The following is a 25,236-nucleotide window of genomic DNA, read 5'->3' as shown; positions in this document are numbered from 1 at the left end:
AGTAGTCGCTGTAGTCGTTTCAATAATTTCTAAAACATCATTTTCTAACAACTTAATTTTATAATTGACCTGAAAATTCTTATTGTAATAAGAAATACTGCTATTCGTGAATAAATCATTAGAGATTTTCTTTTTTAATTTTAAATGTATTTCTTTAAAATCCTTTTTGTATTTACACAAAGTTACCTGTTCCCAAATTTCATTTAAATTATTTTGCTTTAGCAGATGGTCTTCGGAATAAGCCAATTTTTCCACATTATTTGATATAATATTATTGAAGTCTTCAGACATAATTATATCCTTAAAGTTTTTCTTAAAAACATTTAGTACATCAAGAAACTTAATTGAAGCAGAAAATATACCAGCACTGAATGTTATAATGGCCAATTCCCTGAAAAAATAATAAACACGTCTTGAAGCTTCATTAGAAATATCTGGTTCAATAATCCAGTCTATCATTAGAAAAATGATTGCTGGAATAACAAATACTAAATAAATATACTTACTTAAAAGAATTAAAGTTGGTAGTAATTTTTCTTTTATATTTTTCCAATAATATATTATGAAAACTAAGCTTATAATTAAAATAATTAAACCACCAAAAAGCATTAATTTATTTGTATTTCCTGCTGAAACTGCACCTGAAAAATCATTCATGAAAAATATTGTAATTAACTTATTAAAAATGTTAAAAAATCCAAAAGTAAGAAAATTACTTACATAAGATAAAGGAATAAAAAATTGTTATTTTTCTCAAAAAAAGAATACTATAAAAATTTAGCCATTAATAATCTTAATTAAAATATAATCTCCATTTTCATCAAAATCATCAACATTAAGGCTGATTTTAAAGCCCGAATAACCATTATAGGAAATCGGAGGATTATCAAATCTATCATACTTCCTAGTAACTGTTCTGTTCTTACATAAAACTAAATATATTTTTTCTCCGTTAATTTTATCATTATTTATTTCATAACCTAGATTAAATGGAATAGTTGAGGTTTTTGAAAAATCATTACCATAGTCTGCATCATTCCCTAAATATGAACCGTAATCCTCCCACCTCCTGAATCTATAAGACAGACCTATAGGAGTAACAGAAGTTAATTTACCATCTTTCATAATGTACCCTATTATAGTTGGCAAATTTGGATCATTAGATTTTGAAGTAATTGACACTTTTGCAGTTATAAACCTAGAACCTCTATCAGCCTTTCTATAATGATATGTATCACCATAAGAATCAAATGTAAAAGAACCTTTTAGTCCTATATCCGAAAATTTCAAAGTCAAATCATCTAATTTTATTGAGGAATTTGATTTCACTAATTTAAAACCCAACTCTCTTTTCCTTTTTTCCTCTAACTCCTGAGCTTTTTGCAATTTGATTTTCTCATCCCTTTCCTTCTCTATTAAATTATTTATTTCATTAATTCTTTCAGATGATTTAATAGCATACTCTGTTCCTGTAAACTTTGAATTGATTTCTTTATACCTGTTTAAAGCCTCATTTCTTTGCCCATCTTGATATAACTTCTCGGCAATAATATATCTGCTTTCAGGTGTATTTTTAAGCTCCTTAATTATAGATTTCAACTCCATATTTTCTTTTTCTAGTTCTTTATATTCCTGACTATCCTTAATTGATGTAGAGCAGCTAAAAAAAACCGAAAAAAAGCAAACAACTAATCTCCTCATATTCAAAACTTATTTATTGTTCTCCAATTGTCTATTTTTTCTGCAAGTTCCTTTTCTTTACTATCATCAGAATACTTACTGATATATTCACTTTTGATAAAATATTTATCATTACGAACTTGAAAATACTCTACTTTTCTAATCATTTTAGCCCCAACAAAAAACTTATAAAATACTACCTTCAATTCTTCTTCGTATTTATTTCTAAAATCAACACTCTCAACAATCTCAATAGAGTTTAAAATCTCATCTAAATTTTCTTTATAATAATTTACTTCCAGATGAAATTGCATAGGGCTTTCCGCGTGAGAAACAATCATTGTTTTTAAAGTTTCAATAGCAGTATTTCCTGGATTGTAATACTCAGGTTTAGTTTTGTTAAAATCATTTTTACAATTTAGAAATGAAAGGAAAATAGAAAGCATAATTAGTTTTCTCATAATGTTATTAGTTATAAGTTGATTTAATAAATTGAACAGGTAACGGAATTACCTACTAGTATCTAAATAAAGGGAGAGAATAGCCTGAAATCAAGCTGCTTAAAACTAAGCATTTTTTTTAAAACAACTATGAATTCATTTAGAAATTCGGTGATTTATTTATTATAAGTTTTACCAAAATTTCTGAAAACTGAAAAAAATTAATGTGTGTAACTAAGAATAGCCATAAAACAGCTTTAGGGGGGTATAGGGTTTAATTTAAACCTAATTAAACAAATGAGGTAAGTAAGGTTTACCCTGATAGTTATCCAAATTGAAGTTCTTTATTTCCTTAGGTCTTTCTCTGTAATCAACCTTATTTGTTATTGTTGATACATTTGAATCAATCCTCCTATTTATATCTTTGCTTACAGGATATGCCTCTAATTCCGTATTATCAAATTCAAAAGTTAATAGTTCCGTTATTTCATCCTCAGAAGAGTCTTTACTCAACCAAACCTTAGTTTCGTTTAACCCTAACATTAAAGGTTGTCTCTTTTTAGAGTTATGAATTTCAGCAAACATCGAACTTGCCTTTTTTGTAAAAATGGTATAAGTCACTAACCCTCCTTCCAAAACTGAATAAATACCCGCAAAAGATATTATCCCGTCATCTTTCTTTTTAATATGAATGGGAATTTTAGCATCATTAGGAAGTGTATGAGGTTCATAAAACCCTGTAACTGGAATAATACATCTTCGATGTAAAATAGCTTCATTAAATTCATAAAAATAATATCCAAACGCCTTTTCACTTTGAGCGTTTAACCCTGAACCCCATTTAATTTGTTTAGTATAGTACAAGGAAGTTTCCTCTGGTTTGTATGTTTCTGGTACAATGCCCCATTTACCAACTATTAAAAGCTTAGATGCTTCTTGTGGTATTATAAGATTAAAAGGGTGGTCAAAGCCATTTTGATGGTAATAAGGTATGTCAAATGATTCCCTAGCATCCTCCTGTTTTTTGTACAAACCAACACTATAATGTTCCTCTAATTTTTTTACTTTTTCTGTTTGTTTTGTATGGAAGCACATTTTATGAACCTTTACCTGAATTTAATCATTTCTCTAGAAATTATTTCTAAATTAGACATTTCTATAAAATAAAATTAACTGAAAAATGAAGAAGTTCTATTTCCTTTTGATTGTATTTGGTACATATTTTAATATCCAAGCACAAGAATGGGATTTAATAAATGAAAATGATGAATATAAATTGTACATCAGGAATCACTCTGAAACATCAGCATGGGTGAAATGGGAATATAATGAAGTACAAATTAGTGAGGATTTATTAGGAGAAAAGGAGAAACTAAAGAGTATGTTAATGTTATTTAAATTTGATTGCGAAAAAAAAATGACTGGTATTTTGGCTCAGGTATATTACGACGATGAAGGAAATGTGATTAGTTCAAATGATAACGGTGATATTGCTATAATGGAAAATGTTATCCCCGAATCCGTAGGTGAAAAGGTTTTATTCATATTTTGTAATTCAAAGGAGTAAGTCTATACTTGGATAAGGTACACTTTCATACATTTCTATTTGTTCTAATAGTCGTAGGTATTTTTTTGTAGGCTTTCCTGCATAGGTCTTTTTAAAATGTTTTTGATAAAGTTGTTCAAATAGCATATCAGCTTTAAAATAAACTCCAAAAGTTTTATCCATTTCCCTATACTTTTTACTTTTCGTTTGACTCTCATACATACAACCTTTAAACGCATCCCTATGTAAAAAATGCCCTCCAATAGAATATAATTTTCTACATCGTTTATGTGTAACTGGACATTTAAAATACCAAATAACGCCTTTCCCAAGATTAGAAGTAATAGGATCCAAATAAACTTGATAGGATCGAGGTTCTCCCCTATAATTATAATTTAATCTTAAATAAGGTAAACTTGTGTGCATATTTACTTTAATAGATACACTCCCTATCTCTTCTCCGTTTATACTCCATCTTAAAATACCTTCCTTAACTCGGTCATGAACTAAATAACCCCATTCTTTCAATTTGGTTATATCAATCTGCAAAACGTCATCGTATAATGTTGGGAATGTATAAGGTTTAGGCATTTTATTATATTTATGTTATAAAATTTGAGCATGGACAACTATAAAAAGAATGACCCTCGTATGTGGTTTTTTTATTCAAAAGTAGGTCGCATTATAATTAAACTAATAATTGTGTTTATAATCGTTTACACCATTTTACAAGCTCTTGATATTGTTGAGTGAAACCTTACAAAATATAACCTAAATAACTAGGGAACTTTAAGGTAACAAATTCTAACTATAGTTAAATCTGGAATAAATTACCCATATCTAAAGCTGTAATTCGTTACCCTTTTTTATTAGTTCATTTTTTATTTTATTGACAGTATCAAAGCCATTTTTCAAATTAAGCCTCTTTAATTTATCAAAATGGTATTTAAAACCTTTTCGTGATTTTGACCTTCTCAACTCATCCCAATATCTTGAACCGTTGTATTTAAGGTCTTCACCTGCTTTATTTATATCCAAATCAAACATTATTATTTTATCCCATTGCACTAATAATTCATTAAAAAAAATTGATTTATCAAACAGAATAAAATCTTTTAATGTTTTTAATCCCATAGCCCTGTATCTACTCCAGTTTGTTTGTTTAATTTCAATTCTTATTAGCTCGGTATCTAATTTGAATTGCTTCCCTTTATTGTAAACCTTCAATATCATATTTGAATGTTTGAATTGAATATACTTACCTTCAATTTTGCAATCTATACCCACGGTTTTATTTACAGATACGTGCTGTATCAAACTATCTAAAATATCATTTGTCCTTCTAGGGGGAATAAGGTTATAACCCCATTCCAAATGCAATAAATACAAGTTTTCAGGACTGATGCCCAAACAACTCTTTAGAAGGGCTAAGGAAGCTTTAAATTGCCTTAGGGTAAAATCATTATAATTATGCTTGCCATCATTATAAAATACGTGTAAACTACCTGAAAACTCTATTCTCTTACCATTTTGAAATATCTTAATTATTAGGTTCTTGTATTTATAAATTGTTTTGGTTAATAATTCACCATCATAAATACTTTTAGGTTCACCTAAGTTAGGATTATTCTCAAAGTCTTCAGGTTTCATACCTACTACTTTAGCCTTTATGAAATCAATAGGCACATAGCCCGAATTAATATATTCCATGACTTACCCATTAGAATAATTCTAATTGATTTGAATTAGGGTTATAGTCTGGATTAGTGGTTAAATACCAAGCCTTAAAACCTGTCTTTTTACATAACTTTTTCTCCACCTCCCAAAGCCTTCCTACACTTTCTAAATCACGTTTATACCTACAAATATTCTTTTGTGGTATTCCTGTAGCTTCAGAAATCATTGAAGCAGTGGCAATATGTTCTTGTAAATACTGAAATATGGTTTTCAGTTGGCTCTTAAAGTCTTTACCTTTACACTGTCTATTATGCAAAGGGTTGTTGTTATTATTTTCCATTACCTCAACCCTTTTTTATTGTTAGACAAATAAGCTTCCGCTTCCTTTTCTATTTCAGCGTTTGACTTTTTACGACCTTTTTTCAGATACCCCATAAGTTCAACACTTGAAAAGTATAGGCGTTTGCTTCTTTTCATTACAGGCAATTCTCCTTTACTTACCTTGCTATAAATGGTAGGTACTGTAAGGTTAAGGAACTGTGCAGCCTCTTGAACAGTTAAAAGTTCTTCGGGTTTTTCAGTATTTTGGGTTTTGCTCTGAACTGCTTTAAGAATATTTGCAGTTACTCTATCAGAAATATCTCTAATGAGTTTTTCGGGGTCAATAGGACTTAATACTAAATTGTGCATAATAATTAATTTAAATTACACACAAAATTGACAGGGCGTTTTTCGGGGCGTATCGGGGCGTTGCCCTACTTTAGCACTATTTTACAGTTGTTTTGTTTGTAGAAAGGCTTCAATTTCTTCTGGTTCTTCTGAAATGTCTTTAATTATTTTACGCCAATTTTCTCCCCCTATCTCAATAAGGTTCTTTTCAACGTTTAAATCTTTGTTCACTAATTCATTGAATACTTTATAAAAACGGTTTCCTTTTTTCGGACCCATTTTCTTATTTCCAATTTTCTCTATTTCTTTTTTGCGTCCAACTGGTAAGCCTTTTCCTTTAGCATTACACTCTAATAAAAAGGCTAAAACATAATGTTTAGCTGTAAGCCTTATTGTATCATTTTTAGTTGTAGGTGATTGATTAGATAGAGTTTGTTTTTGTTCCAAATAGGCTTTGTAACGGTCTTTTAATACTTGATAGTCCGTTTCATTGATAGGCAGTTTTTCGAGTGCTGAAAGTTCTAATTTTAACTTTTCTTCTAGGGTGTAACTATCTTTGTAAATAGCCATTCTTTGAGAAATGAACGTTTCTTTCTGCTGTTCCCAGTTTTCAGGGGTTAAAATACCGTCGTTGTTATTTACTTTTCTTTGATGGGTTTCAAGTTTGATTTGAAAAAAATAAAAGTCCGCGAGTTTATTTGATAATCTCCCTTTCCTTTCATCCATAGGAGTAGGAATTATAAATTTAGTTTTACCTTGGTTGAACCCTATTATAGCTTCTGCAATACTATTTACTTCAATACCCTTGGTTTCAAATGCTTCAAATTCGTTTTTGTCAGAGTCTTTAAAATAATCAAAAAGGCTTTTGGTTAATCTATCCAACTCATTAAAGAAAAAACCAAGGGATAAAAATGTTTTATGAGTACTATTTCTGTACTTTAGGTATAACTCTTTATGTTTGAAAATTATAGGTAAATCTTGGCTTCTGAAATTCCTTTTCAACTGTCTAATTTCCGTTTCAACTGCACTAAAATCAAAGCTTGGTTCATTATTAAAATTACTTAAATTCAACTCTTTAGCTTTAGCCTTGATACAATTTGCAGTATTGTTTTGTAAAGTTTTAAACTTATCTTCTATATCTGCTTGTATTTGATCGTATTTAAGCTTGTCTTTATAATTAGATTCTGGTTTAAATTTATTTCGTTCCTCATCCAATTCTTCAAGTTCTTCTATCAAATCATTGAATTGATTGAAACTCTCTATTCTAGAATGTAAATAAGCTATAAATTCAAATAATGCGGTGATTTTTGGAGGAAACTCATTTAGTTTATTAACCAAATAGGACTTTAACAATTTATATTTAAAAAAAGCCTGTACTTCATCACCATAACCACTAATTTGATTAATTGGATTCTCTTTATAATAATTTCCATCAAGAACTCTTAACAAAATTATTTCTTGGTGATATTTATAACTGTTTCTATGTGGTCTATAAATATCTATTTCATTATTAATGAGTAATTTCTTTGCCTTTTCTTCAAATTCATTCAACTGTTTTAATTCAGCTTTTATTAAATCTGCTTTTAGTTCTGAGTTCATTTTATTTTTAAACTCTTGCCTATCGATGTAATGATTAAATGCTAATTGGGAATTATACTTTAAAAACCAATAAGTCAATTCAGGATTGTTAAGGTGATTATTAAAATGTTCCCTAAAAACTAACTTTGGAATATTCAAACTACTTATCAGGGGATCTCTTCCAAAGACCATTTCCCAAAATTGATTTCTATTATTATTTGAATAAAAATAACTTTTTTCTTCTGCTGAAAAACTATTAACAACATTTTGAAACTTTACATAATACCTCTCATTGATTATCTTTAAGTAATCTAATTTTTCACTAATGGTATTGTATTCATGTAATTTATGAGTTAATTCATCAATATTTAAACATCCTATTTCCTTAAACTTTCTTTCAAGTTGTTCCTTCATTACAAATCCAATTTAATTTTCACTTGTTTTGCTGTCATTATTTCGAATAGAACAAACTTGCACTATTTTGCAATATTAAATCCAGTAGTTAGCACATCTGTCTGGGCTTGGATTTGTTCATTTTCAAAGCTATCCAAGTAGTTTTGTGTAACCTTTAAATCTGAATGTCCAAGTAAATCACTAATCATTGAAATATTAGCTCCTGAACGTTTTAAAACCGTTGCAAAACTATGTCTTGCACTGTATGTTGTTACATGATGAGGTATTTCCAACTTTTTAGTGATTCGCTGTATGTATTTATTTATAAGCTTTGTTAAATCTTGATAAACCCTTCTTTGTTTTTCTGGTGTCATTTCTTTAATTAAGTGAGGAAATACAAACGCTTCTTTATTTAAAGATTTTACCCCCCATTTATTAATAATAGCCTTACTTTCATCCTTTAATGCAATTCTAATTTCTTTTTTATCAGAATTTGTTGATGAGGTTTTTGCACGTTCATAGGTTATAATATCATTGTTTATATTTTCCCATTTAAGCAAACAAAAGTCTTTTACATTCATTCCATTACATAAATACAAAAACATCCAATAATCACGTGCCATTGCTTCGGATTCTGTAATTGGTTCATAATTGTAAATTTTTGCAACCTCATCTAAGGTTAAAGCCTTTTTTATATTTTTAGCTGTAGGAATAGTGTATTTGTTCTTTCCACGACCAAAAGGATAAAGGGTTTTATCAATATTTTGAGCGTTATAAATCGACCTTAAACTTCTAAGATACATACTTATTGTAGTTGTGCTTCTACCTTTTTCAAGCATTTTTTTTTCATATTTACGCAAAAAGGAAGGTGTTATTTCCGCAAATGTTAGATTAGATTTAAAACCAATAATACTTTTCTTGGAACATTCATAAGTAACAGCTGTTCCAATCTTACCATTTTCTTTAAGCTCTTCTATTTTTTTATCAAATGCGTATGATACATCGTTATTAACATCCCTGCTCTCAAAATAGCCCTCGGAAAATTTAGTAAAAGTAAACACCTTTAAATTGTCAATAACTTTGTTTGCCTTAGCTTTAAAAACTTCTAGTTTGGTCAAAATAGCCTTTTGCTCATGACTTCGCCTTTTACTCCTAATTATTTTTTCAAACTCACCAACAGTTAAATCTATTCCTGTAGAGTAGTATTTACGCTTTCTGTTATAAGTTACTCTAATCTTTACAGAACATTCTCCAGTAGCTTTTTCTCTTGGGTCTAAGTAAATCTCCGCTGTTGCTTTCATTGTAATTTTGGTTTGTAACACATTTGTAACACAAATTTAACCCAATAGCACAAAGTAAACAGTAAATAAATCCATAAGTTATAAACATAAAACCTTTATAATTGTTTGACTTATAAAGGTTTTAATACATTTAAATATTTGTTTGATTTGTAACTTAGTTTATGCCTTCTAAGCAGACGGTCACAGGTTCGAATCCTGTCGCGATCACAAAAAAAAGCCATATCATTTGATATGGCTTTTTTGTTTTATTCAGGATATTCAATCCTAAGATGGTAAATATTCGCCAGTTTCCGTTTTAAAACCTTTTTAATGGACTGTATCTCTTTAAAGGTAATATTGGCATTCAAAAACTGTCCGTCCGCCATTTGTTTATCAATAATGTTTTCTACAAAGGCATCAATTTTTGTAGAAGTCGGTTCTTTTAAGCTTTTGGAAGCAGCTTCAACACTATCACACATCATTAAAATAGCTGTTTCTTTACTGAATGGTTTAGGACCTGGATAGGAAAATTCATCTACCTCCAATTCATCCAGCATTAAAGCTTCTTTTTCTTTCTTATAAAAGAAATAAACGACACTGGTTCCGTGGTGGGTTCTTATAAAATCAATAATACGATCTGGAAGGTTATTCTTTTTAGCTATTTCAATGCCATTGATGACGTGATCAATAATGATTTTTGCACTTTCCCGAGCCGATAATTCATCATGTGGATTGATTCCCGTCGACTGATTTTCGGTAAAATAAGTGGGATTGGACATTTTACCTATATCGTGATACAATGCCCCTACTCTCACCAACATAGCATTAGCCCCTATTTCACTGGCTGCAGCTTCACACAAATTGGCAACATTCAAGGAGTGATGGAAAGTTCCCGGAGCCTTGTTAGAAAGTTCTTTTAATAACTTAGAATTGGTATCAGACAATTCCAATAGTGAAACGTCAGAAACCAAACCAAACAACTTCTCATAGGCATAAATAAGGGGTTGAGCAAATAGTGTCGCCAATCCACATAACACAAACATTCCAAAGGTCACCAACTGAATACCATCTACACTTCCTTCATGAATCACATAAAAAGCGAAATAAGCTATTAAATATATTAAGGTAATCTGTCCTACAGAAATAAACAGATTGGCCCTTTTATAAAGTTCAGAAACCGTTAAAATAGTTACTATTCCCGCAATAATTTGCAAAAACATATATTCGTAACTATTAGGAACTATAAAACCTAAAAGCAAAACCGTCAAGACATGTGAAAACAACCCTAAGCGTGCATCAAAAAAAGCTTTCAAAACCAATGGAAGTATGCATATAGGAACTACATAGATATACTGTGAATTAAAATTAACTACCAAGGTGGTAAGGAATACCATCAATAAAATATTGAAAAAGATAAAAGTAACCTTAGTGTTGTTTTCATAGACCTCAAACCGGTATTTACGCAAAAAGAGTAACAACATTAATAAGGCTAATGAGACCAATAAGGTGTATGCCACCAAAACCCAATTGTAATTGGCTTTCGTCCATACTTGCGATTCATATTCAGCTTCTAAAGATTTTAATTTCTGAAACTTGTCACCCTCAACGACCTCACCTTTAGAAATAAGTAAAGTACCTCGTTCCACACTGCCACGTGTGTAGGATATTTTATCGAGTTCGTTTTGAAGAGACTTTTCCGTCAAATTTTTATTGAAGGTTAGGTTAGGCTCAATGATATCAAAGAACAAGGCTACATACTGTGTGGTAAACTGTGATAAACCTTTCTTATTTAATTGATTGTTTAACATTGCCTTTATCTGGCTTTGCTTAATCAATTCAGAATAGTTTACTGTTTTCTTTTCAACGTTGTCGTCTAGTATTATGGCTTGTTTCTCTTCTGCAAAATCATAATCTTCACTCAAGACCCCATGAGCATAGAGATTGTTTAAAAAGTCCATTCCAAATTGGTAAACATCCCTTTTTCTACCAACCAAAATTGAATCTGGAAAATCTACTTTAAATTCCTCATTATAAATGTTTAAAACAGACTCTTTAACACTGGAATCTAAATTAAAATACAAGTAAGACTCTGATTGAATTTGCTTCTTTTCTTGGTCTATTTCCGTTTCAGATTTTTTAATGGCAAAATCAAAAGGGGCATAAAGATTTTCTGATTGCCAAGGTTTCCCTCTTTCAAAATCGTATTTAAATTTTCCACTCTTGGGAAACAGGTAAACGATTATAAATGTGGTACATACAAAAAGAAGAACTTTATACAGTAAGGAATGGTTCTTATAGAAGAAATTTACAAGGTCTTTCATTGATAACATTCAGAGTTTCAAATGTAATAAAAATATTGTCCAATGTCCGAAGTCCTAAAATCTGATTTGTTCTATATTCTTGTAAAATTTGATTAATTTTGCTCAACACAAAAAAATCACTAATTATGAGTAAACAAGTAGTTATTGTTTCTGCTGCTAGAACACCGATAGGAAGTTTTTTAGGATCGTTATCCACTATACCTGCGCCAAGACTTGGGGCTGTTGCCATTAAGGGAGCCTTGGATAAAATACAATTAAAACCTGAAATGGTTGATGAAGTTTTTATGGGCCATGTGGTTCAAGCAGGTGCCGGACAAGCACCAGCAAGACAAGCTGCTATTTACGCAGGAATACCAAATACGGTTCCATGTACCACAATCAACAAAGTATGTTCTTCTGGAATGAAAAGTGTTATGAATGCTGCGCAGTCTATTGCTTTAGGTGATGCCGATATTGTGGTTGCTGGAGGTATGGAAAACATGAGTATGATTCCACATTATTATCATGCAAGAACAGGGACAAAATTTGGACCAGCTACTTTGGAAGATGGATTACAAAAAGATGGATTGGTAGATGCTTACGATAATAATGCCATGGGTGTATGTGCAGATGCTTGCGCTGTGAAGTATGAATTTTCAAGGGAAGACCAAGATGCTTTCGCAATTCAATCGTATAAGAGATCGGCTGATGCATGGGAAACTGGAAAGTTTGATAATGAGGTAATTCCTGTTGAAGTACCGCAACGAAGAGGTGACGCATTGGTAGTTTCTAGAGATGAGGAATTCACTAATGTCAAATTAGATAAAATCCCTGCTTTAAGACCAGCCTTTACAAAGGATGGTACTGTAACAGCTGCAAATGCCTCTACCATTAATGATGGTGCTGGAGCCATGGTTCTAATGAGTAAGGAAAAAGCTGAAGAATTAGGATTGGAAATTTTAGCTACCATAAAAAGTTATGCTGATGCAGCTCATGAACCTGAATGGTTTACAACTGCTCCTGCTAAAGCACTGCCAAAAGCACTTGCCAAAGCTGGACTATCTATAGATGATGTGGATTACTTTGAGTTTAATGAAGCATTTTCAGTTGTTGGATTGGCAAATATGAAAATTTTAGGTCTATCAGATGATAAAGTCAATGTGAACGGTGGTGCGGTATCATTAGGACACCCATTAGGATGTTCTGGGGTACGTATTCTGATAACCTTATTAAATGTATTAGAACAAAATAATGCTAAAATTGGTGCGGCTGCTATCTGTAATGGCGGTGGTGGTGCATCAGCAATGGTTATAGAAAGAAATTAAGCCATTATATTGAATGAAGTACGGAATCTGTAACCTTGGTATTGTTCCTTTAAGATTGGAGCCTTCAGATAAAACTGAATTGGTATCACAAGTCTTGTACGGTGAATTTTTTAAAGTTCTCGAACAAAGGAAACAATGGAGCAGAATCCGTATTTCTCATGATAAATATGAAGGTTGGATTGACAACAAGCAATATCTTGAAATTTCGGAAGAGGATTACCTGCACCTGAAATCTTCATCCCCAATTCTATCAACTGATTTGGTGGAATTTGTACAAGATTCAAATGACCAGCTTTACCCAATCCCAATGGGATCAACCTTAAACGGTTTACCCCTTTTGAATCATAAACATGATGGTCATAAATTTCAGGGAAAAAATGGCAAAGAATTTCTTTTAGAGACAGCTTTCAATTACTTAAACGCTCCTTACCTTTGGGGAGGGAAAACACCTTTCGGAATCGATTGCTCAGGATTCACCCAAATGGTATATCGTCTAAATGGTTATTCTATTTTTAGAGATGCTTCCCAACAGGCCACTCAAGGAGAGGCTCTCAGTTTTATTGAAGAGAGTGAACCTGGTGATTTAGCCTTTTTTGACAATAATGAGGGAAATATAGTTCATGTTGGAATTATCATGAATGACAATTATATCATTCATGCCCATGGCAAGGTAAGGATTGACCGCATTGACCACTCTGGTATTTTCAATCAAGATTTAAGAAGACACACCCATAAACTAAGGGTGATTAAAAAGATCATATAAAAAAAGTCGCAATTTTCATTGCGACTTTTTTATTGTAGTATTAAAATTTATACTAGCCCTTACTCAATTCATCTACTTTAGCTTTCATTGCTTTAAATTTTGCAGTATCTCCTAAAGCACTATAAATATTCATTAAGGTTTTTGTTACCTCTAAGTTATCAGGATCTTGTTTCAAAACGTTTTCTAAATATGGAACTGCACTCTTATAAACCTGAGTTCTTTCCTCTTTTAACTCATCATATCTTTTGTTATCAGCAGAAGAATTTCCAAGTCCGTTCATTTCTTCAACAATAGCCGTTTCTCTACCTAAAATCAAAGCAGCTAAATTGATTTCCGCATTTAAATAGGTAGGATCCAATTCAATCGCTTTTTTATAATACTTTTCAGCCGCTTCCAAATCTTCGGACTCTTGCGCAACTACACCTAAATTAAATTGTAATTCTGGATTATTAGGATCTTTAGCTGCAGCTTCTTCAATAGCACTTTTAAACTTATCTGTTTTTCCCATTTTGAAATACAGATTAGCTTGTGACATCAATAGATTCAAATCATCTGGATTTTCCTTTCTAGCTTCTTCCATAGCAGCTTCTGCCTTTTCATTTTCACCATTATTGATGTAAATAAGCGCTATGTTTTTAATGATTTCAGGACGTTTAGAATCTGTTTTTTGAGTGGACGGTTTGATATGAGTTCCTGCTTTTACAGATAAATCCCTCATATTTTGGTCATCAAAAGTTTCTACTTCACCACTCTCTTTATTTGTAGCCACAAACTGAGTTTCAACGCCTTCATATCCTAAAGTATTCAATTCTTCATAAAGCGTCAACGCACGATCATATTCTTGAACACTTACCGCAGTCGCTGCTGCATAATATAGGTATAAAGTATCTTGGGTGGAAGCTCTATAGGCATTTTCAAAATACTTTGAAGATGTACTATAGTCCTTTTTCTCATAAGCATCATTTCCCTTAGTTAGGAAATTTTGTACCATTTGAGTTTTTAATTCTGCAGCTTCCGTTTGATAATCAGCAGTAACATTTTCCAAGTCACCTAAAGCCGTTTTTATATCTGGATTGCTTCCGTTACCTCCAGCATATAAAGAAGCTGCTTTTAAATAGTAATATTTTGATTTTAATTTATCATCCATGGAGGACATCAATCCCTCCGCTTCAGACAATGCAGCTTTTGCTTCTGCATAATTATTATTCTTTATAGCCTTTTCAGCGTTCTTCAATTCTTTTTTTTGAGCAAAAGAAAACGAAGAAATTGCCAATGTCAATGCTACAACTAATTGTTTTTTCATTGCGTTTCGTATTTATTTTATAATTTATTGTTCACTGTCCTGTGTTGTATCAAGAGTTGTGCCATCATCATTTTGATCAACAATATTCTCATTGCCTTCCAAATCTTCCATATCATCTTCATCTTGCTTTACTTTGGCAACTGCTGCAATGGAATCATTATTTTTCAAATTGATCAACTTAACACCTTGAGTTGCACGACCCATGGTACGTAAATCTTTTACTTCCATTCTGATGGCAATTCCCGATTTATTAATAATCATTAATCCGTCGGTATCAGAGACATTTTTAATGGCCACCAAATTTCCGGTTTTATCTGTAATTGAAATGGTCTTGACCCCTTTTCCTCCACGGTTGGTAATGCGATAAATTTCTTCACCAGTTTCTGGGTCATCAATAAACGTACGCTTTCCATAACCATTTTCAGAAACAACTAAAACAGTTTCTTCCTGTGGATTATTAATGGTAATCATACCAACAACTTCATCTTTGTTGCTAGCTAGGGTAATACCTCGTACTCCAGAAGCATTTCTTCCCATTGGTCTGGTTTTGGCTTCTTCAAAACGAATCGCTTTTCCTGATTTTAAGGCAATCATCACCTGGCTTTCTCCAGTTGTTAACTTTGCTTCCAGTAATTCGTCGTCCTCTTTAATTGTAATGGCATTGATACCATTCGTTCTCGGTCTGGAGTATTGTTCAAGAGACGTTTTCTTAACCTGACCTTTTTTGGTTGCCATTATGACATAATGACTGTTTATATAATCTTCGTCTTTAAGATCTTGTGTACAGATAAAGGCTTTTACCTTATCATCCTGTTCAATATTGATTAGATTTTGGATGGCTCTACCTTTTGAGGTTCTGCTTCCCTCTGGAATTTCATAAACCCGCATCCAGAAACACTTACCTTTTTGGGTAAAGAATAGCATGTACTGGTGGTTGGTACCAACAAACATATCTTCTAAAAAGTCTTCATTTCTTGTAGTAGATGCTTTCTGACCTACTCCACCTCTATTTTGGGTTTTGTATTCAGATAAAGGTGTACGCTTAACATAACCAGCATGAGAAATGGTAATAACTACCTTCTCATCAGGAATCATATCCTCAATACTTAAATCGCCACCAGCATATTCAATAACCGAACGACGCTCATCTCCATATTTATCCTTAACCTCAAGTAATTCTTGTTTAATAATGTCCATTCTTCGGTCCTTCTTATCAAGAATGTCCTTTAAATCCTCAATGGTCTTTAAAAGTTCTTCATACTCTGAACGAAGTTTGTCTTGTTCTAGACCCGTTAACTGACGCAAACGCATTTCTACAATAGCCTTTGCTTGAATCTCAGTCAACTTAAAGCGTTCCATTAATTTTTCCCGAGCTTCCTCAGCATTTGAAGAACCTCTAATGATTGCAATGACCTCATCAATGTTATCAGAAGCGATAATTAAACCTTCTAATATGTGGGCACGCTCTTCAGCTTTACGCAATTCGTAAGTGGTTCTTCTTACTACAACCTCATGACGGTGTTCCACAAAATGAAGAATTAAATCTTTAAGATTTAACAATTCTGGTCTACCATTAACTAAGGCAATGTTGTTAACGCTAAAAGAAGATTGTAAAGCGGTGTATTTATAAAGCTTGTTTAAAACAATATTAGGAATAGCATCACGCTTCAACACATACACTATTCGCATCCCATTTCTGTCGGACTCATCACGAATGGTTGAAATACCATCTAACTTTTTATCATTAACCAAGTCTGCAGTCTTTTTAATCATTTCTGCTTTATTAACTTGGTATGGAATCTCAGTTACAATAATACATTCTCTTCCATTAACTTCCTCTATATTAGCTTTGGCACGCATAACAATACGTCCACGCCCAGTATGAAATGCTTCTTTAACGCCATCATATCCATAGATTGTTCCTCCTGTTGGAAAATCAGGTGCTTTGATGTGAGTCATTAACTCATCAACGTCAATCTCATTATTATCTATATAAGCTACTGTACCATCAACAACTTCAGATAAGTTATGCGGAGGCATGTTGGTTGCCATACCTACAGCTATCCCAGAAGCCCCATTAACTAAAAGACCAGGAATTCTAGTTGGTAAAACAGTTGGCTCTTGTAATGTATCATCAAAATTTAAACGGTGGTCTACAGTATCTTTATCAATATCAGCAAGCATATCCTCTGATATCTTTCTCATTCTTGCCTCTGTATAACGCATCGCCGCTGGACTATCACCATCAACAGACCCAAAGTTTCCCTGTCCATCTACCAACATGTATCGCAGACTCCACTCTTGAGCCATACGTACCATAGTATCATAAACAGAAGTATCTCCATGGGGATGATATTTACCTAAAACCTCTCCAACAATTCTTGCAGATTTCTTGTATGCTGTATTAGATCTTACTCCTAATTCATGCATACCGAAAAGAACTCTTCGGTGAACGGGCTTAAGACCATCTCTTACATCTGGTAAAGCACGTGACACGATGACCGACATTGAATAATCAATGTAAGCCGATTTCATTTCATCTTCAATGTTAATTGGAATGAGTTTTTCTCCTTCTACCATATATAAATTAATTAGTTAATTTCAAAAGTTTACATTCGTGCTAATATAACCATTATAGTAGTAATAGCAGGTGATTATAAACCCTTTTTTGGTTATTTTTATTAACAATAATATCATAAAATATTTAATAAGTAAAAGGTGAAAAATTTTGATTTTCGGAGGTTTTTTTATCTATTAGCATACACCCCGAAAATTAAGGTATAGTTTTTGTCCTTAATCTTTATGATTTTAGTATTTTTAATGTAGAAAGGATAATTTATGGATGATAATTTTTCCCCAAGAGTAAAAGATGTAATAGCATTTAGCAAAGAAGAAGCTCTAAGATTAGGACACGATTTTATTGGTACCGAACACTTGATGCTTGGATTATTGCGAGATGGTAGCGGTAAGGCTATAAACATTTTAAACGCCTTGGATGTCGATTTAAGTCATTTAAGGCGAAAAGTTGAGATTTTAAGTCCGGCCAACCCTAATGTGGCTATTGCATCCAATGAAAAGAAAAACCTGCATTTGACTAGGCAGGCTGAACGCGCTTTGAAAACAACCTTTCTTGAAGCTAAATTGTTTCAAAGCAGTTCCATTAATACAGCACATTTATTATTGTGTATTTTAAGAAATGAAAACGATCCCACTACCAAACTTTTAAATAAGCTAAAAGTGGATTATGATAACGTTAAAGAACAATTCAAGTTTATGATCACAAACGACGAAGAATACATCGAACCTCGCGCCGAGGCATTTGATGACGATGCTCCAGAAGATGATACTTCTAAAGGAGACATCTTTAACACACCTTCAAGTAAATCTAACAAGAAATCCAAAACACCTGTTTTAGATAATTTTGGACGTGATTTAACGGCTCTAGCCGAAGAAGGAAAGCTTGACCCCGTTGTAGGTCGAGAAAAAGAAATAGAACGCGTTTCTCAAATTTTAAGCAGACGTAAGAAAAACAACCCTCTACTTATTGGGGAACCAGGTGTAGGAAAAAGTGCCATTGCCGAAGGATTGGCAAATCGCATTATTAAAAGAAAGGTTTCAAGAATTCTTTTCAATAAACGAGTGGTTACCTTAGATTTGGCAAGTTTGGTAGCAGGCACCAAATATCGAGGACAATTTGAAGAGCGTATGAAAGCCGTTATGAACGAGCTTGAAAAAAATGATGACATTATCTTATTTATTGATGAGATTCATACCATTGTTGGTGCAGGTGGTGCAACGGGAAGTTTAGATGCTTCTAATATGTTTAAGCCAGCATTGGCTAGAGGTGAAATTCAATGTGTTGGCGCAACCACTTTAGATGAGTACAGACAATATATTGAAAAAGATGGTGCCCTAGAAAGACGTTTTCAAAAGGTTATCGTTGAACCCACTAGTATTGACGAAACCATAGAAATCTTGAATAACATCAAGGAAAAATATGAAGATCATCATAATGTTATTTATACACCAGAAGCCATAGAAGCTTGTGTCAAATTGACCAGCCGCTATATGACGGACAGATTTCTTCCGGATAAAGCTATAGATGCTTTGGATGAAGCGGGATCGCGTGTTCATATTAAAAACATCGATGTTCCAAAACAGATTTTGGATTTGGAAAAACAGCTGGAAGAGGTTAAAGAATCCAAAACTTCTGTAGTTAAAAAACAGAAGTATGAAGAAGCTGCCAAATTGCGTGATGATGAGAAACGTTTGGAAAAAGAATTGGCGGTAGCTCAAGAGAAATGGGAAGAAGAAACCAAATTACACAGAGAAACCGTTACTGAAGATAATGTAGCTGATGTAGTTTCTATGATGACTGGTATTCCGGTTAACAGGATTGCACAAACCGAAAGCAATAAACTCGCTCAATTGCCAGAAATGATTAAAGGCAAAGTCATTGGTCAAGATGAGGCAGTTGCTAAAGTGGTTAAGGCTATTCAAAGAAATAGAGCAGGATTAAAAGACCCTAATAAACCCATTGGTTCCTTTATTTTCCTCGGTCAAACGGGAGTTGGGAAAACCCAATTGGCAAAAGTATTGTCCAGACTTTTATTTGATAGTGAGGATAGCTTGATACGTATTGACATGAGCGAATACATGGAAAAATTTGCCATTTCCAGATTGGTGGGTGCGCCTCCAGGATACGTAGGTTATGAAGAGGGAGGCCAATTGACTGAGAAAGTACGACGCAAACCTTACTCTGTCGTATTATTGGATGAGATCGAAAAAGCTCATCCAGATGTATTCAATATGTTGTTGCAAGTTCTTGATGATGGTTATTTAACTGATAGTCTTGGAAGAAAGATTGATTTTAGAAATACTATTATCATTATGACTTCCAATATTGGATCCAGAAAATTAAAGGATTTTGGAACAGGTGTAGGTTTTGGAACAGCTTCTCAAAAAGCTCAAGAGGATGCCAATGCTAGAAGTGTTATTGAAAATGCTCTAAAGAAAGCGTTTGCTCCAGAATTTTTGAACAGAATTGATGATGTTGTTGTATTTAATGTTCTAGAAAAAGAAGATATTGACAAAATTATCAATATTGAATTAGAGAAGTTATTCGTAAGAATAAAGAATATTGGTTATGATCTAGAGTTAACAGATAGTGCGAAAGGATTCATTGCTGACAAAGGCTTTGATAAGCAATATGGAGCTAGACCTTTAAAGCGTGCTATTCAGAAATATGTAGAAGATACATTGGCTGAAGAAATCATTAATTCTAAAATAGAGGAAGGAGATAAAATCATTCTTGACTTAGACAAGAAAACCCAAGATCTAACAGTGACTATTAAAAAAACCAAAGAAAATACCACTGAGTCTTAAAAGCTTCTTAACATTATAAACCAAAAACTCCGCACTTTAGCGGAGTTTTTTAGTTTATAAAAGTGAATTATTTAATTTTAAATATGAGGCTTAAATTGACTTATAGTTTTGGTACCATTACCATCCATGATTTCTTCCTTGTTGGGGAGATGAATGAGGGTGTTTTGGTATCTTACGAGTTAAACCAAGTTCTTATTGAAATTGCCTTAAAGTACTTCGCCAATAAACCAGTAATTTATATCTCTAGAAGGAAAAATTCTTATTCTGTAAATCCTAAGGTTTATTTAAAATCCATGCAAATTAAAAATTTGGTAGGAATTGCCATTGTTCTAGAAAACAATACAGTTATTGATAACACAGCTGTTGAAAAACTCTTCATTTCCAAACCATTCGAAATATTCAACAATTTTGAAGAAGCTAAGTTTTGGGCCACGAATCTATATAATGAAAAACTTGCCCTTTTTTAGTTTAGAACAACTCTTCTGAATCAATATCCAAAAATTCCAGGAAACGAATCGAAGCTTCTATATCATGATGCAATTCCCTGTCATTATGTACTACAGGTACTTCTGCTCGATATAAGCTCAAAACTGATTCGATAAACTCCGATGATTTCAAAGGATTTCTAAACATTAAGGCTTGCGATGCATTAAACAATTCAATTGACAAAATACGTTTCAAATTGGTAATCAATGTAAAAGATTGCGTAGCCGCATTTGCCCCCATACTTACATGATCTTCTTGACCATTACTTGAAACAATACTATCAATACTTGCAGGAGTAGCAAGCTGTTTATTGGCACTAACGATGCTTGCAGCCGTATACTGAGGAATCATAAAACCCGAATTTAAACCAGGGTTCTCAACCAAAAAAGTAGGAAGTTCTCTTAATCCTGAAACTAATTGAAAAGTCCTCCTCTCCGATATATTCCCTAATTCGGCCATTGCTATTTTGAGGAAATCAAATGCCAATGCCAAGGGTTGACCATGAAAGTTTCCTCCGGATATAATCTTATCTTCTTGAACAAAAATATTGGGATTATCTGTCACCGAATTGATTTCAGTAATAAACGTTTTGGTTACAAATGCCAACGTATCTTTTGATGCTCCATGAACTTGCGGCATACATCTAAATGAATAAGGATCTTGAACATGTTTCTTTTCTTGACTAATCAACTCACTTCCTTCCAAAAACTCTCTTACTCGCTCAGCAGTTTTCAATTGACCATTGTGAGGTCTAACTAGATGTACCAATTCATCAAACGGCTCAATTCTTCCGTCAAAGGCTTCCAACGAAACACTACCAATTAGATCTGCCAAATAACTGTATTTATGTGCTTCAAACAACAAATGAATTCCATAGGCGCTCATGAACTGGGTACCATTTAAAAGAGCCAAACCTTCCTTGGAATGCAATTCAATGGGGTGCCAATTAAACTTCTCTAAAATTTCAGCCGCATCATGTACTTGACCTTCATAAAATACCTCCCCTTTCCCTATTAACGGCAACGAAAGGTGTGCCAATGGAGCTAAATCACCTGAAGCCCCTAAAGAACCTTGGGTAAATACCAACGGTAATATGTCATAATTATAGAAGTCTACCAATCTTTGGACCGTTTCCAACTGCACCCCACTATGTCCATAGCTTAACGATTGTATCTTTAATAACAACATCAATTTAACTACTTGCTTTGGCACTAAATCACCTGTACCGCAAGCATGGGACATCATCAAGTTTTCTTGTAGTTTTGTCAGATTTTCTTCTGAAATTTTGACATTGTAAAGGGACCCAAACCCGGTATTTATTCCATAAATCGGGCTCTTTTGACTTTTCAATTTCTCATCCAAATAATTTCTACAAGTAGTGATTTTAGTCTTAGAATCCTCAGAAAGCTCCAATTTGAAATTATTGGAAACAATTTCAAATAACTTTTTAAGTCCTAAATGATCTGAAGAAATTATATGGGTATCTTTCATGATTTGTCAAAATTTTGCGCAAAATTCCGCATTCACTTTAATATTTCCAAACATTTAATTATAAATCCAAAATATTTCTCATTTATTAGTTTTTCTAATTACATTTGACAAAACCCAAAATACATAATATGAAAAAATTATTTGTTGTAGCCCTTGCCTGTTCTGTTTTGGCATGTAATGAAAAGGAAGAACAACCTAAAGATTATGTGACCTTTTCTGGCCAAATCACTAATATGAATAGTGACTCCATCTTTGTAAGAAGTAGAGATTATTCCAAAACCATTAAGGTGAATGCCGATGGTACTTTTAGTGATACATTGAAAATTAACGAGCCTGGTACTTTTACAGTTGGTGATGGTACTGAAGTAACTAGCGTTTTCTTAAAAAATGGGTATGATATAAAAATGACCATTGATACCAAGATGTTTGACGAAACTGTTAAATATACGGGCGAAGGGTCTGAAAACAGTAATTTCTTGGCCCAAAATAGCTTGAAGCAAGAAGCTCTTTTAGATTTGGATGAACTTAGTAAACTTGAAGATACGGTTGCTTTAAATGAAAAGTTTGAAAGTCTAAAAACGGAATTCAACAACTTTTATGAAGCCGATAAAACTATAGACTCTACCCTAATTGAATCTTCAAAAAAGCAATTAGATCCTATGCTAGGGATGTACAAGTCATTTGTAAAGCAAAAAATAGATTTGAACACCAATTTACCTAAAGGTGCTGATTCTCCTAATTTTGAAGGATTTGAAAATCATGCAGGTGGTAAAACTTCTTTAGCAGATTTAAAAGGAAAGTACACTTATATTGATATTTGGGCAACTTGGTGCGGACCTTGTAAAGCTGAAATTCCTTCACTTAAAGAAGTTGAAGAAAAATATCACGACAAAAACATTCAGTTTGTAAGTATTTCTATTGATGATGATAGAACTCACAAGGATGTAGATGGAAAACCTTCATGGGAAGAGGCAAATGCAGACTGGAAAGAGTTTGTAACTGGTATGGAATTAGGAGGTATTCAATTATTTGCTCCTAATGGATGGCAAACCGAGTTTATCCAAGACTATTACATTACAGGAATTCCAAGATTTATTTTGTTAGATCCAAACGGTAAGGTGGTTTCTGCAGATGCTCCAAGACCTTCTAGTGAGGAGCTTATAAAATTATTTGATGCCGAAGGCATTTAATTCAGCTCAAACAATAAATAAAAAACCACTCAAATGAGTGGTTTTTTTTGTTTCTATTTTTTAAGCTTCATTTGGTTCTTCTTCAAGCACAGGTTCTTCTGGTTTTGCAAACAAATCCAAATAGGCTGCTCCAATACCTTCAATCACATGACTGGCTATTAAAGCTTGATATCCATATTTTTCAACTTGAATATCAGCTGATTTCCCATGTAAATAAACTCCGAAAACAGCTGCTGATATAGGATCATACCCTTGTGATATTAATCCAGTGATCATACCTGTCAATACATCACCGCTACCTGCAGTTGCCAATCCAGGATTACCAGTTGTATTGACGTACATTCGATTCTTAAAAACAGTTATGGTGTTGGCTCCTTTGATAACTACAACCACATGATTTTTCTTAGAAAACTTCTTGACTTTATTGAGCTTCTCAAAATCATCATTCCAGCTTCCTACTAACCGCTCTAACTCTTTAGAGTGAGGTGTTAAAACGGTTAATTCGGGTAACAATTTTAACAGAGTTTTCTTTTTTGCCAGTAAGTTGAGGCCATCCGCATCAATTACCAAAGGAGCCTTGTTTGTTTTCAAAAATTGCTCAAAAGCTGCTAAGGTATTTTCATGATTCCCCATTCCCATACCCAATCCAATGACAGTGGGTTCGAAACCAAATTCGATATTTGAAATTTTCCAATCATCCTCATCCGTTAATACCATAGCTTCAGGGAACGTTGTTTGCAAAACCTGATAACCTCCATTTGGAATGAAAGCACTTACTAATCCTGCCCCTACAATTAAAGCTGCCTTAGTACTTAGAGTGACTGCTCCCATTTTGCCATGACTTCCACCAATAACCAACGCATGACCATAGTTTCCTTTATGTGAAAACTTATCCCTAGGTTGGTAAACAGAAAGCATTTCATATTTCCCTATGAGTTCTGCTTCGGTTTCTAATTTATAAAGATATTCGGGATCGATTCCAATATCCAAAACCTCCCATTCTTTAGTATACTTCGCTGTTTCGGGTAAAAAGAATACCAATTTTGGAGTTTGGAAAGTCAAGGTATAATTGGCCCATACAACGCTATTTTCATCTTTTGGAACTTGATTTGTATATAATCCAGAAGGAATATCAATTGAAAGCGTAAATGCTCCCGAATTCCTAAAATGCTGAAATAACTTTTGAACCCATTCATCTGCTGGACGATTTAAGCCAATTCCAAACACGGCATCAACAATGATGTCTTTGACATTAATGTCGGGTAAATCTTTAGAATCGTCCAACAACACAGGCCAATCTTTAGTGGCTTGCTTGATGCGATCATAGTTAATCAAAAAATCCTTTGATCGTTTATCACTATAATTCACCACATACGTATGAACCTGATACCCATGATTAATCAAGTGTCTGGCAAGTACTAAACCGTCACCTCCATTATTCCCTATGCCACAAAAAACATGGATTGGCACTTGTGCTCCTTGCATTCTCAGATGAATCCAATTGAAAATTTGGGTAGCCGCACGCTCCATCAATTCAGTTGAGGAAATCTGCTGTTTTTCAGCGGTTATTCGATCACCTTCATATACTTGTTCTTTGGATAATATTTTCATTTTTTGTTAAAAACTTAATAGGTTTTCTGCTTTTTCCGTAAAAAGCTCGGATTTGTTTTTTTATTAAGGTAAAAATAATACATTTGATATGTAATGATAGACAAGTTTACAAATAATAT

The 25,236-nt window shown here is 33.0% G+C and carries 21 protein-coding genes; 6 read left to right on the top strand and 15 right to left on the bottom strand.

Translation table 11 applies throughout. The features are described 5' to 3' along the window. The 4 genes from ZA07_RS00375 to ZA07_RS00360 form a co-directional block, all read right to left on the bottom strand. A partial coding sequence (locus ZA07_RS00375; protein ID WP_157492001.1) for a hypothetical protein occupies positions 1-657 on the bottom strand: 657 nt, incomplete at its 3' end. 120 nt (positions 658-777) lie between these two features. Continuing rightward, positions 778-1,701, bottom strand: a complete 924-nt coding sequence (locus ZA07_RS00370) for a hypothetical protein (protein ID WP_053969751.1) — start codon at positions 1,699-1,701, stop codon at positions 778-780. A 2-nt stretch (positions 1,702-1,703) separates the two neighbouring features. After that, positions 1,704-2,141: a hypothetical protein gene (locus ZA07_RS00365; RefSeq protein ID WP_053969750.1), complete on the bottom strand. Its 438-nt coding sequence runs from the start codon at positions 2,139-2,141 to the stop codon at positions 1,704-1,706. Between the two features lie 264 nt (positions 2,142-2,405). Next, on the bottom strand, positions 2,406-3,215 hold the full coding sequence (locus tag ZA07_RS00360; RefSeq protein ID WP_053969749.1) for an SOS response-associated peptidase: 810 nt from the start codon (positions 3,213-3,215) through the stop codon (positions 2,406-2,408). A gap of 85 nt (positions 3,216-3,300) precedes the next feature. On the opposite strand from ZA07_RS00360, the gene ZA07_RS00355 reads away from it, so the two are divergent. Continuing rightward, complete coding sequence (locus tag ZA07_RS00355; RefSeq protein ID WP_053969748.1) at positions 3,301-3,687, top strand: surface-adhesin E family protein; 387 nt, start codon at positions 3,301-3,303, stop codon at positions 3,685-3,687. Here ZA07_RS00355 and ZA07_RS00350 read toward each other — a convergent pair. The 7 genes from ZA07_RS00350 to ZA07_RS00320 all read right to left on the bottom strand — a co-directional run bounded on the left by ZA07_RS00350 (position 3,676) and on the right by ZA07_RS00320 (position 11,584). Beyond that, positions 3,676-4,257, bottom strand: coding sequence for a hypothetical protein (locus ZA07_RS00350; protein WP_053969747.1), 582 nt, complete (start codon positions 4,255-4,257; stop codon positions 3,676-3,678). The two genes, ZA07_RS00355 and ZA07_RS00350, sit on opposite strands and share 12 nt — an antisense overlap. A 249-nt stretch (positions 4,258-4,506) precedes the next feature. Next, on the bottom strand, positions 4,507-5,376 hold the full coding sequence (locus ZA07_RS00345) for a hypothetical protein (protein ID WP_053969746.1): 870 nt from the start codon (positions 5,374-5,376) through the stop codon (positions 4,507-4,509). 10 nt (positions 5,377-5,386) lie between these two features. Further along, complete coding sequence (locus ZA07_RS00340; protein ID WP_053969745.1) at positions 5,387-5,683, bottom strand: hypothetical protein; 297 nt, start codon at positions 5,681-5,683, stop codon at positions 5,387-5,389. Further along, complete coding sequence (locus ZA07_RS00335; protein WP_197276676.1) at positions 5,683-6,033, bottom strand: helix-turn-helix domain-containing protein; 351 nt, start codon at positions 6,031-6,033, stop codon at positions 5,683-5,685. The genes ZA07_RS00340 and ZA07_RS00335 overlap by 1 nt, the downstream gene beginning before the upstream one ends. A gap of 81 nt (positions 6,034-6,114) precedes the next feature. Further along, positions 6,115-7,563: a hypothetical protein gene (locus ZA07_RS00330; RefSeq protein ID WP_157492000.1), complete on the bottom strand. Its 1,449-nt coding sequence runs from the start codon at positions 7,561-7,563 to the stop codon at positions 6,115-6,117. A 503-nt stretch (positions 7,564-8,066) separates the two neighbouring features. Next, positions 8,067-9,284 (bottom strand): site-specific integrase, encoded by a 1,218-nt coding sequence (locus ZA07_RS00325; protein ID WP_053969742.1) that lies wholly within the window; start codon positions 9,282-9,284, stop codon positions 8,067-8,069. Positions 9,285-9,529: 245 nt separating this feature from the next. Further along, positions 9,530-11,584 carry an HD family phosphohydrolase gene (locus ZA07_RS00320; RefSeq protein WP_053969741.1) on the bottom strand — a complete coding sequence of 685 codons (2,055 nt, stop codon included), beginning with the start codon at positions 11,582-11,584 and terminating at the stop codon, positions 9,530-9,532. A 125-nt stretch (positions 11,585-11,709) separates the two neighbouring features. On the opposite strand from ZA07_RS00320, the gene ZA07_RS00315 reads away from it, so the two are divergent. Then, positions 11,710-12,888, top strand: a complete 1,179-nt coding sequence (locus ZA07_RS00315; RefSeq protein WP_053969740.1) for an acetyl-CoA C-acyltransferase — start codon at positions 11,710-11,712, stop codon at positions 12,886-12,888. A 13-nt stretch (positions 12,889-12,901) separates the two neighbouring features. After that, positions 12,902-13,651: a C40 family peptidase gene (locus ZA07_RS00310; protein ID WP_053969739.1), complete on the top strand. Its 750-nt coding sequence runs from the start codon at positions 12,902-12,904 to the stop codon at positions 13,649-13,651. A gap of 52 nt (positions 13,652-13,703) precedes the next feature. Here the strand turns inward: ZA07_RS00310 and ZA07_RS00305 are convergent, their stop codons facing one another. After that, positions 13,704-14,954 carry a lipopolysaccharide assembly protein LapB gene (locus tag ZA07_RS00305; RefSeq protein ID WP_053969738.1) on the bottom strand — a complete coding sequence of 417 codons (1,251 nt, stop codon included), beginning with the start codon at positions 14,952-14,954 and terminating at the stop codon, positions 13,704-13,706. 24 nt (positions 14,955-14,978) lie between these two features. After that, complete coding sequence (gene gyrA / locus ZA07_RS00300; RefSeq protein ID WP_053969737.1) at positions 14,979-17,534, bottom strand: DNA gyrase subunit A; 2,556 nt, start codon at positions 17,532-17,534, stop codon at positions 14,979-14,981. 258 nt (positions 17,535-17,792) lie between these two features. Between gyrA and ZA07_RS00295 the strand changes: the two genes are divergently transcribed. Both ZA07_RS00295 and ZA07_RS00290 read left to right on the top strand, forming a co-directional pair. Beyond that, positions 17,793-20,339 (top strand): ATP-dependent Clp protease ATP-binding subunit, encoded by a 2,547-nt coding sequence (locus ZA07_RS00295; protein ID WP_053969736.1) that lies wholly within the window; start codon positions 17,793-17,795, stop codon positions 20,337-20,339. A gap of 83 nt (positions 20,340-20,422) precedes the next feature. Beyond that, positions 20,423-20,806, top strand: coding sequence for a hypothetical protein (locus ZA07_RS00290; protein ID WP_053969735.1), 384 nt, complete (start codon positions 20,423-20,425; stop codon positions 20,804-20,806). Between the two features lies 1 nt (position 20,807). On the opposite strand, the gene hutH is transcribed toward ZA07_RS00290, so the two are convergent. Further along, positions 20,808-22,316, bottom strand: coding sequence for a histidine ammonia-lyase (gene hutH / locus ZA07_RS00285; protein ID WP_053969734.1), 1,509 nt, complete (start codon positions 22,314-22,316; stop codon positions 20,808-20,810). Between the two features lie 128 nt (positions 22,317-22,444). Here hutH and ZA07_RS00280 point away from each other — a divergent pair, with 128 nt between their 5' ends. After that, positions 22,445-23,506, top strand: coding sequence for a TlpA disulfide reductase family protein (locus ZA07_RS00280; protein WP_053969733.1), 1,062 nt, complete (start codon positions 22,445-22,447; stop codon positions 23,504-23,506). Positions 23,507-23,566: 60 nt separating this feature from the next. Here ZA07_RS00280 and ZA07_RS00275 read toward each other — a convergent pair whose 3' ends face one another. Further along, positions 23,567-25,117: a bifunctional ADP-dependent NAD(P)H-hydrate dehydratase/NAD(P)H-hydrate epimerase gene (locus ZA07_RS00275; protein ID WP_053969732.1), complete on the bottom strand. Its 1,551-nt coding sequence runs from the start codon at positions 25,115-25,117 to the stop codon at positions 23,567-23,569. Between the last annotated feature and the right edge of the window lie 119 nt (positions 25,118-25,236).

It is taken from the genome of Mangrovimonas sp. ST2L15, assembly GCF_001280515.1.
GTDB lineage: Bacteria > Bacteroidota > Bacteroidia > Flavobacteriales > Flavobacteriaceae > Mangrovimonas > Mangrovimonas futianensis.
The sequence above is the reverse complement of the archived record's forward strand: the minus strand, read 5'-3'. Positions and strand labels throughout refer to the sequence as shown.

What these genes read in the sequence shown, in the direction of transcription:
- ZA07_RS00320 (WP_053969741.1), bottom strand. Translation starts at nt 11,584, where the DNA reads ATGAAAGACCTTGTAAATTTCTTCTATAAGAACCATTCCTTACTGTAT.
- ZA07_RS00290 (WP_053969735.1), top strand. Translation starts at nt 20,423, where the DNA reads ATGAGGCTTAAATTGACTTATAGTTTTGGTACCATTACCATCCATGAT.
- ZA07_RS00355 (WP_053969748.1), top strand. Translation starts at nt 3,301, where the DNA reads ATGAAGAAGTTCTATTTCCTTTTGATTGTATTTGGTACATATTTTAAT.
- gyrA (WP_053969737.1), bottom strand. Translation starts at nt 17,534, where the DNA reads ATGGTAGAAGGAGAAAAACTCATTCCAATTAACATTGAAGATGAAATG.
- ZA07_RS00295 (WP_053969736.1), top strand. Translation starts at nt 17,793, where the DNA reads ATGGATGATAATTTTTCCCCAAGAGTAAAAGATGTAATAGCATTTAGC.
- ZA07_RS00370 (WP_053969751.1), bottom strand. Translation starts at nt 1,701, where the DNA reads ATGAGGAGATTAGTTGTTTGCTTTTTTTCGGTTTTTTTTAGCTGCTCT.
- ZA07_RS00325 (WP_053969742.1), bottom strand. Translation starts at nt 9,284, where the DNA reads ATGAAAGCAACAGCGGAGATTTACTTAGACCCAAGAGAAAAAGCTACT.
- hutH (WP_053969734.1), bottom strand. Translation starts at nt 22,316, where the DNA reads ATGAAAGATACCCATATAATTTCTTCAGATCATTTAGGACTTAAAAAG.
- ZA07_RS00345 (WP_053969746.1), bottom strand. Translation starts at nt 5,376, where the DNA reads ATGGAATATATTAATTCGGGCTATGTGCCTATTGATTTCATAAAGGCT.
- ZA07_RS00305 (WP_053969738.1), bottom strand. Translation starts at nt 14,954, where the DNA reads ATGAAAAAACAATTAGTTGTAGCATTGACATTGGCAATTTCTTCGTTT.
- ZA07_RS00275 (WP_053969732.1), bottom strand. Translation starts at nt 25,117, where the DNA reads ATGAAAATATTATCCAAAGAACAAGTATATGAAGGTGATCGAATAACC.
- ZA07_RS00340 (WP_053969745.1), bottom strand. Translation starts at nt 5,683, where the DNA reads ATGGAAAATAATAACAACAACCCTTTGCATAATAGACAGTGTAAAGGT.
- ZA07_RS00280 (WP_053969733.1), top strand. Translation starts at nt 22,445, where the DNA reads ATGAAAAAATTATTTGTTGTAGCCCTTGCCTGTTCTGTTTTGGCATGT.
- ZA07_RS00360 (WP_053969749.1), bottom strand. Translation starts at nt 3,215, where the DNA reads ATGTGCTTCCATACAAAACAAACAGAAAAAGTAAAAAAATTAGAGGAA.
- ZA07_RS00350 (WP_053969747.1), bottom strand. Translation starts at nt 4,257, where the DNA reads ATGCCTAAACCTTATACATTCCCAACATTATACGATGACGTTTTGCAG.
- ZA07_RS00310 (WP_053969739.1), top strand. Translation starts at nt 12,902, where the DNA reads ATGAAGTACGGAATCTGTAACCTTGGTATTGTTCCTTTAAGATTGGAG.
- ZA07_RS00315 (WP_053969740.1), top strand. Translation starts at nt 11,710, where the DNA reads ATGAGTAAACAAGTAGTTATTGTTTCTGCTGCTAGAACACCGATAGGA.
- ZA07_RS00365 (WP_053969750.1), bottom strand. Translation starts at nt 2,141, where the DNA reads ATGAGAAAACTAATTATGCTTTCTATTTTCCTTTCATTTCTAAATTGT.
- ZA07_RS00335 (WP_197276676.1), bottom strand. Translation starts at nt 6,033, where the DNA reads ATGCACAATTTAGTATTAAGTCCTATTGACCCCGAAAAACTCATTAGA.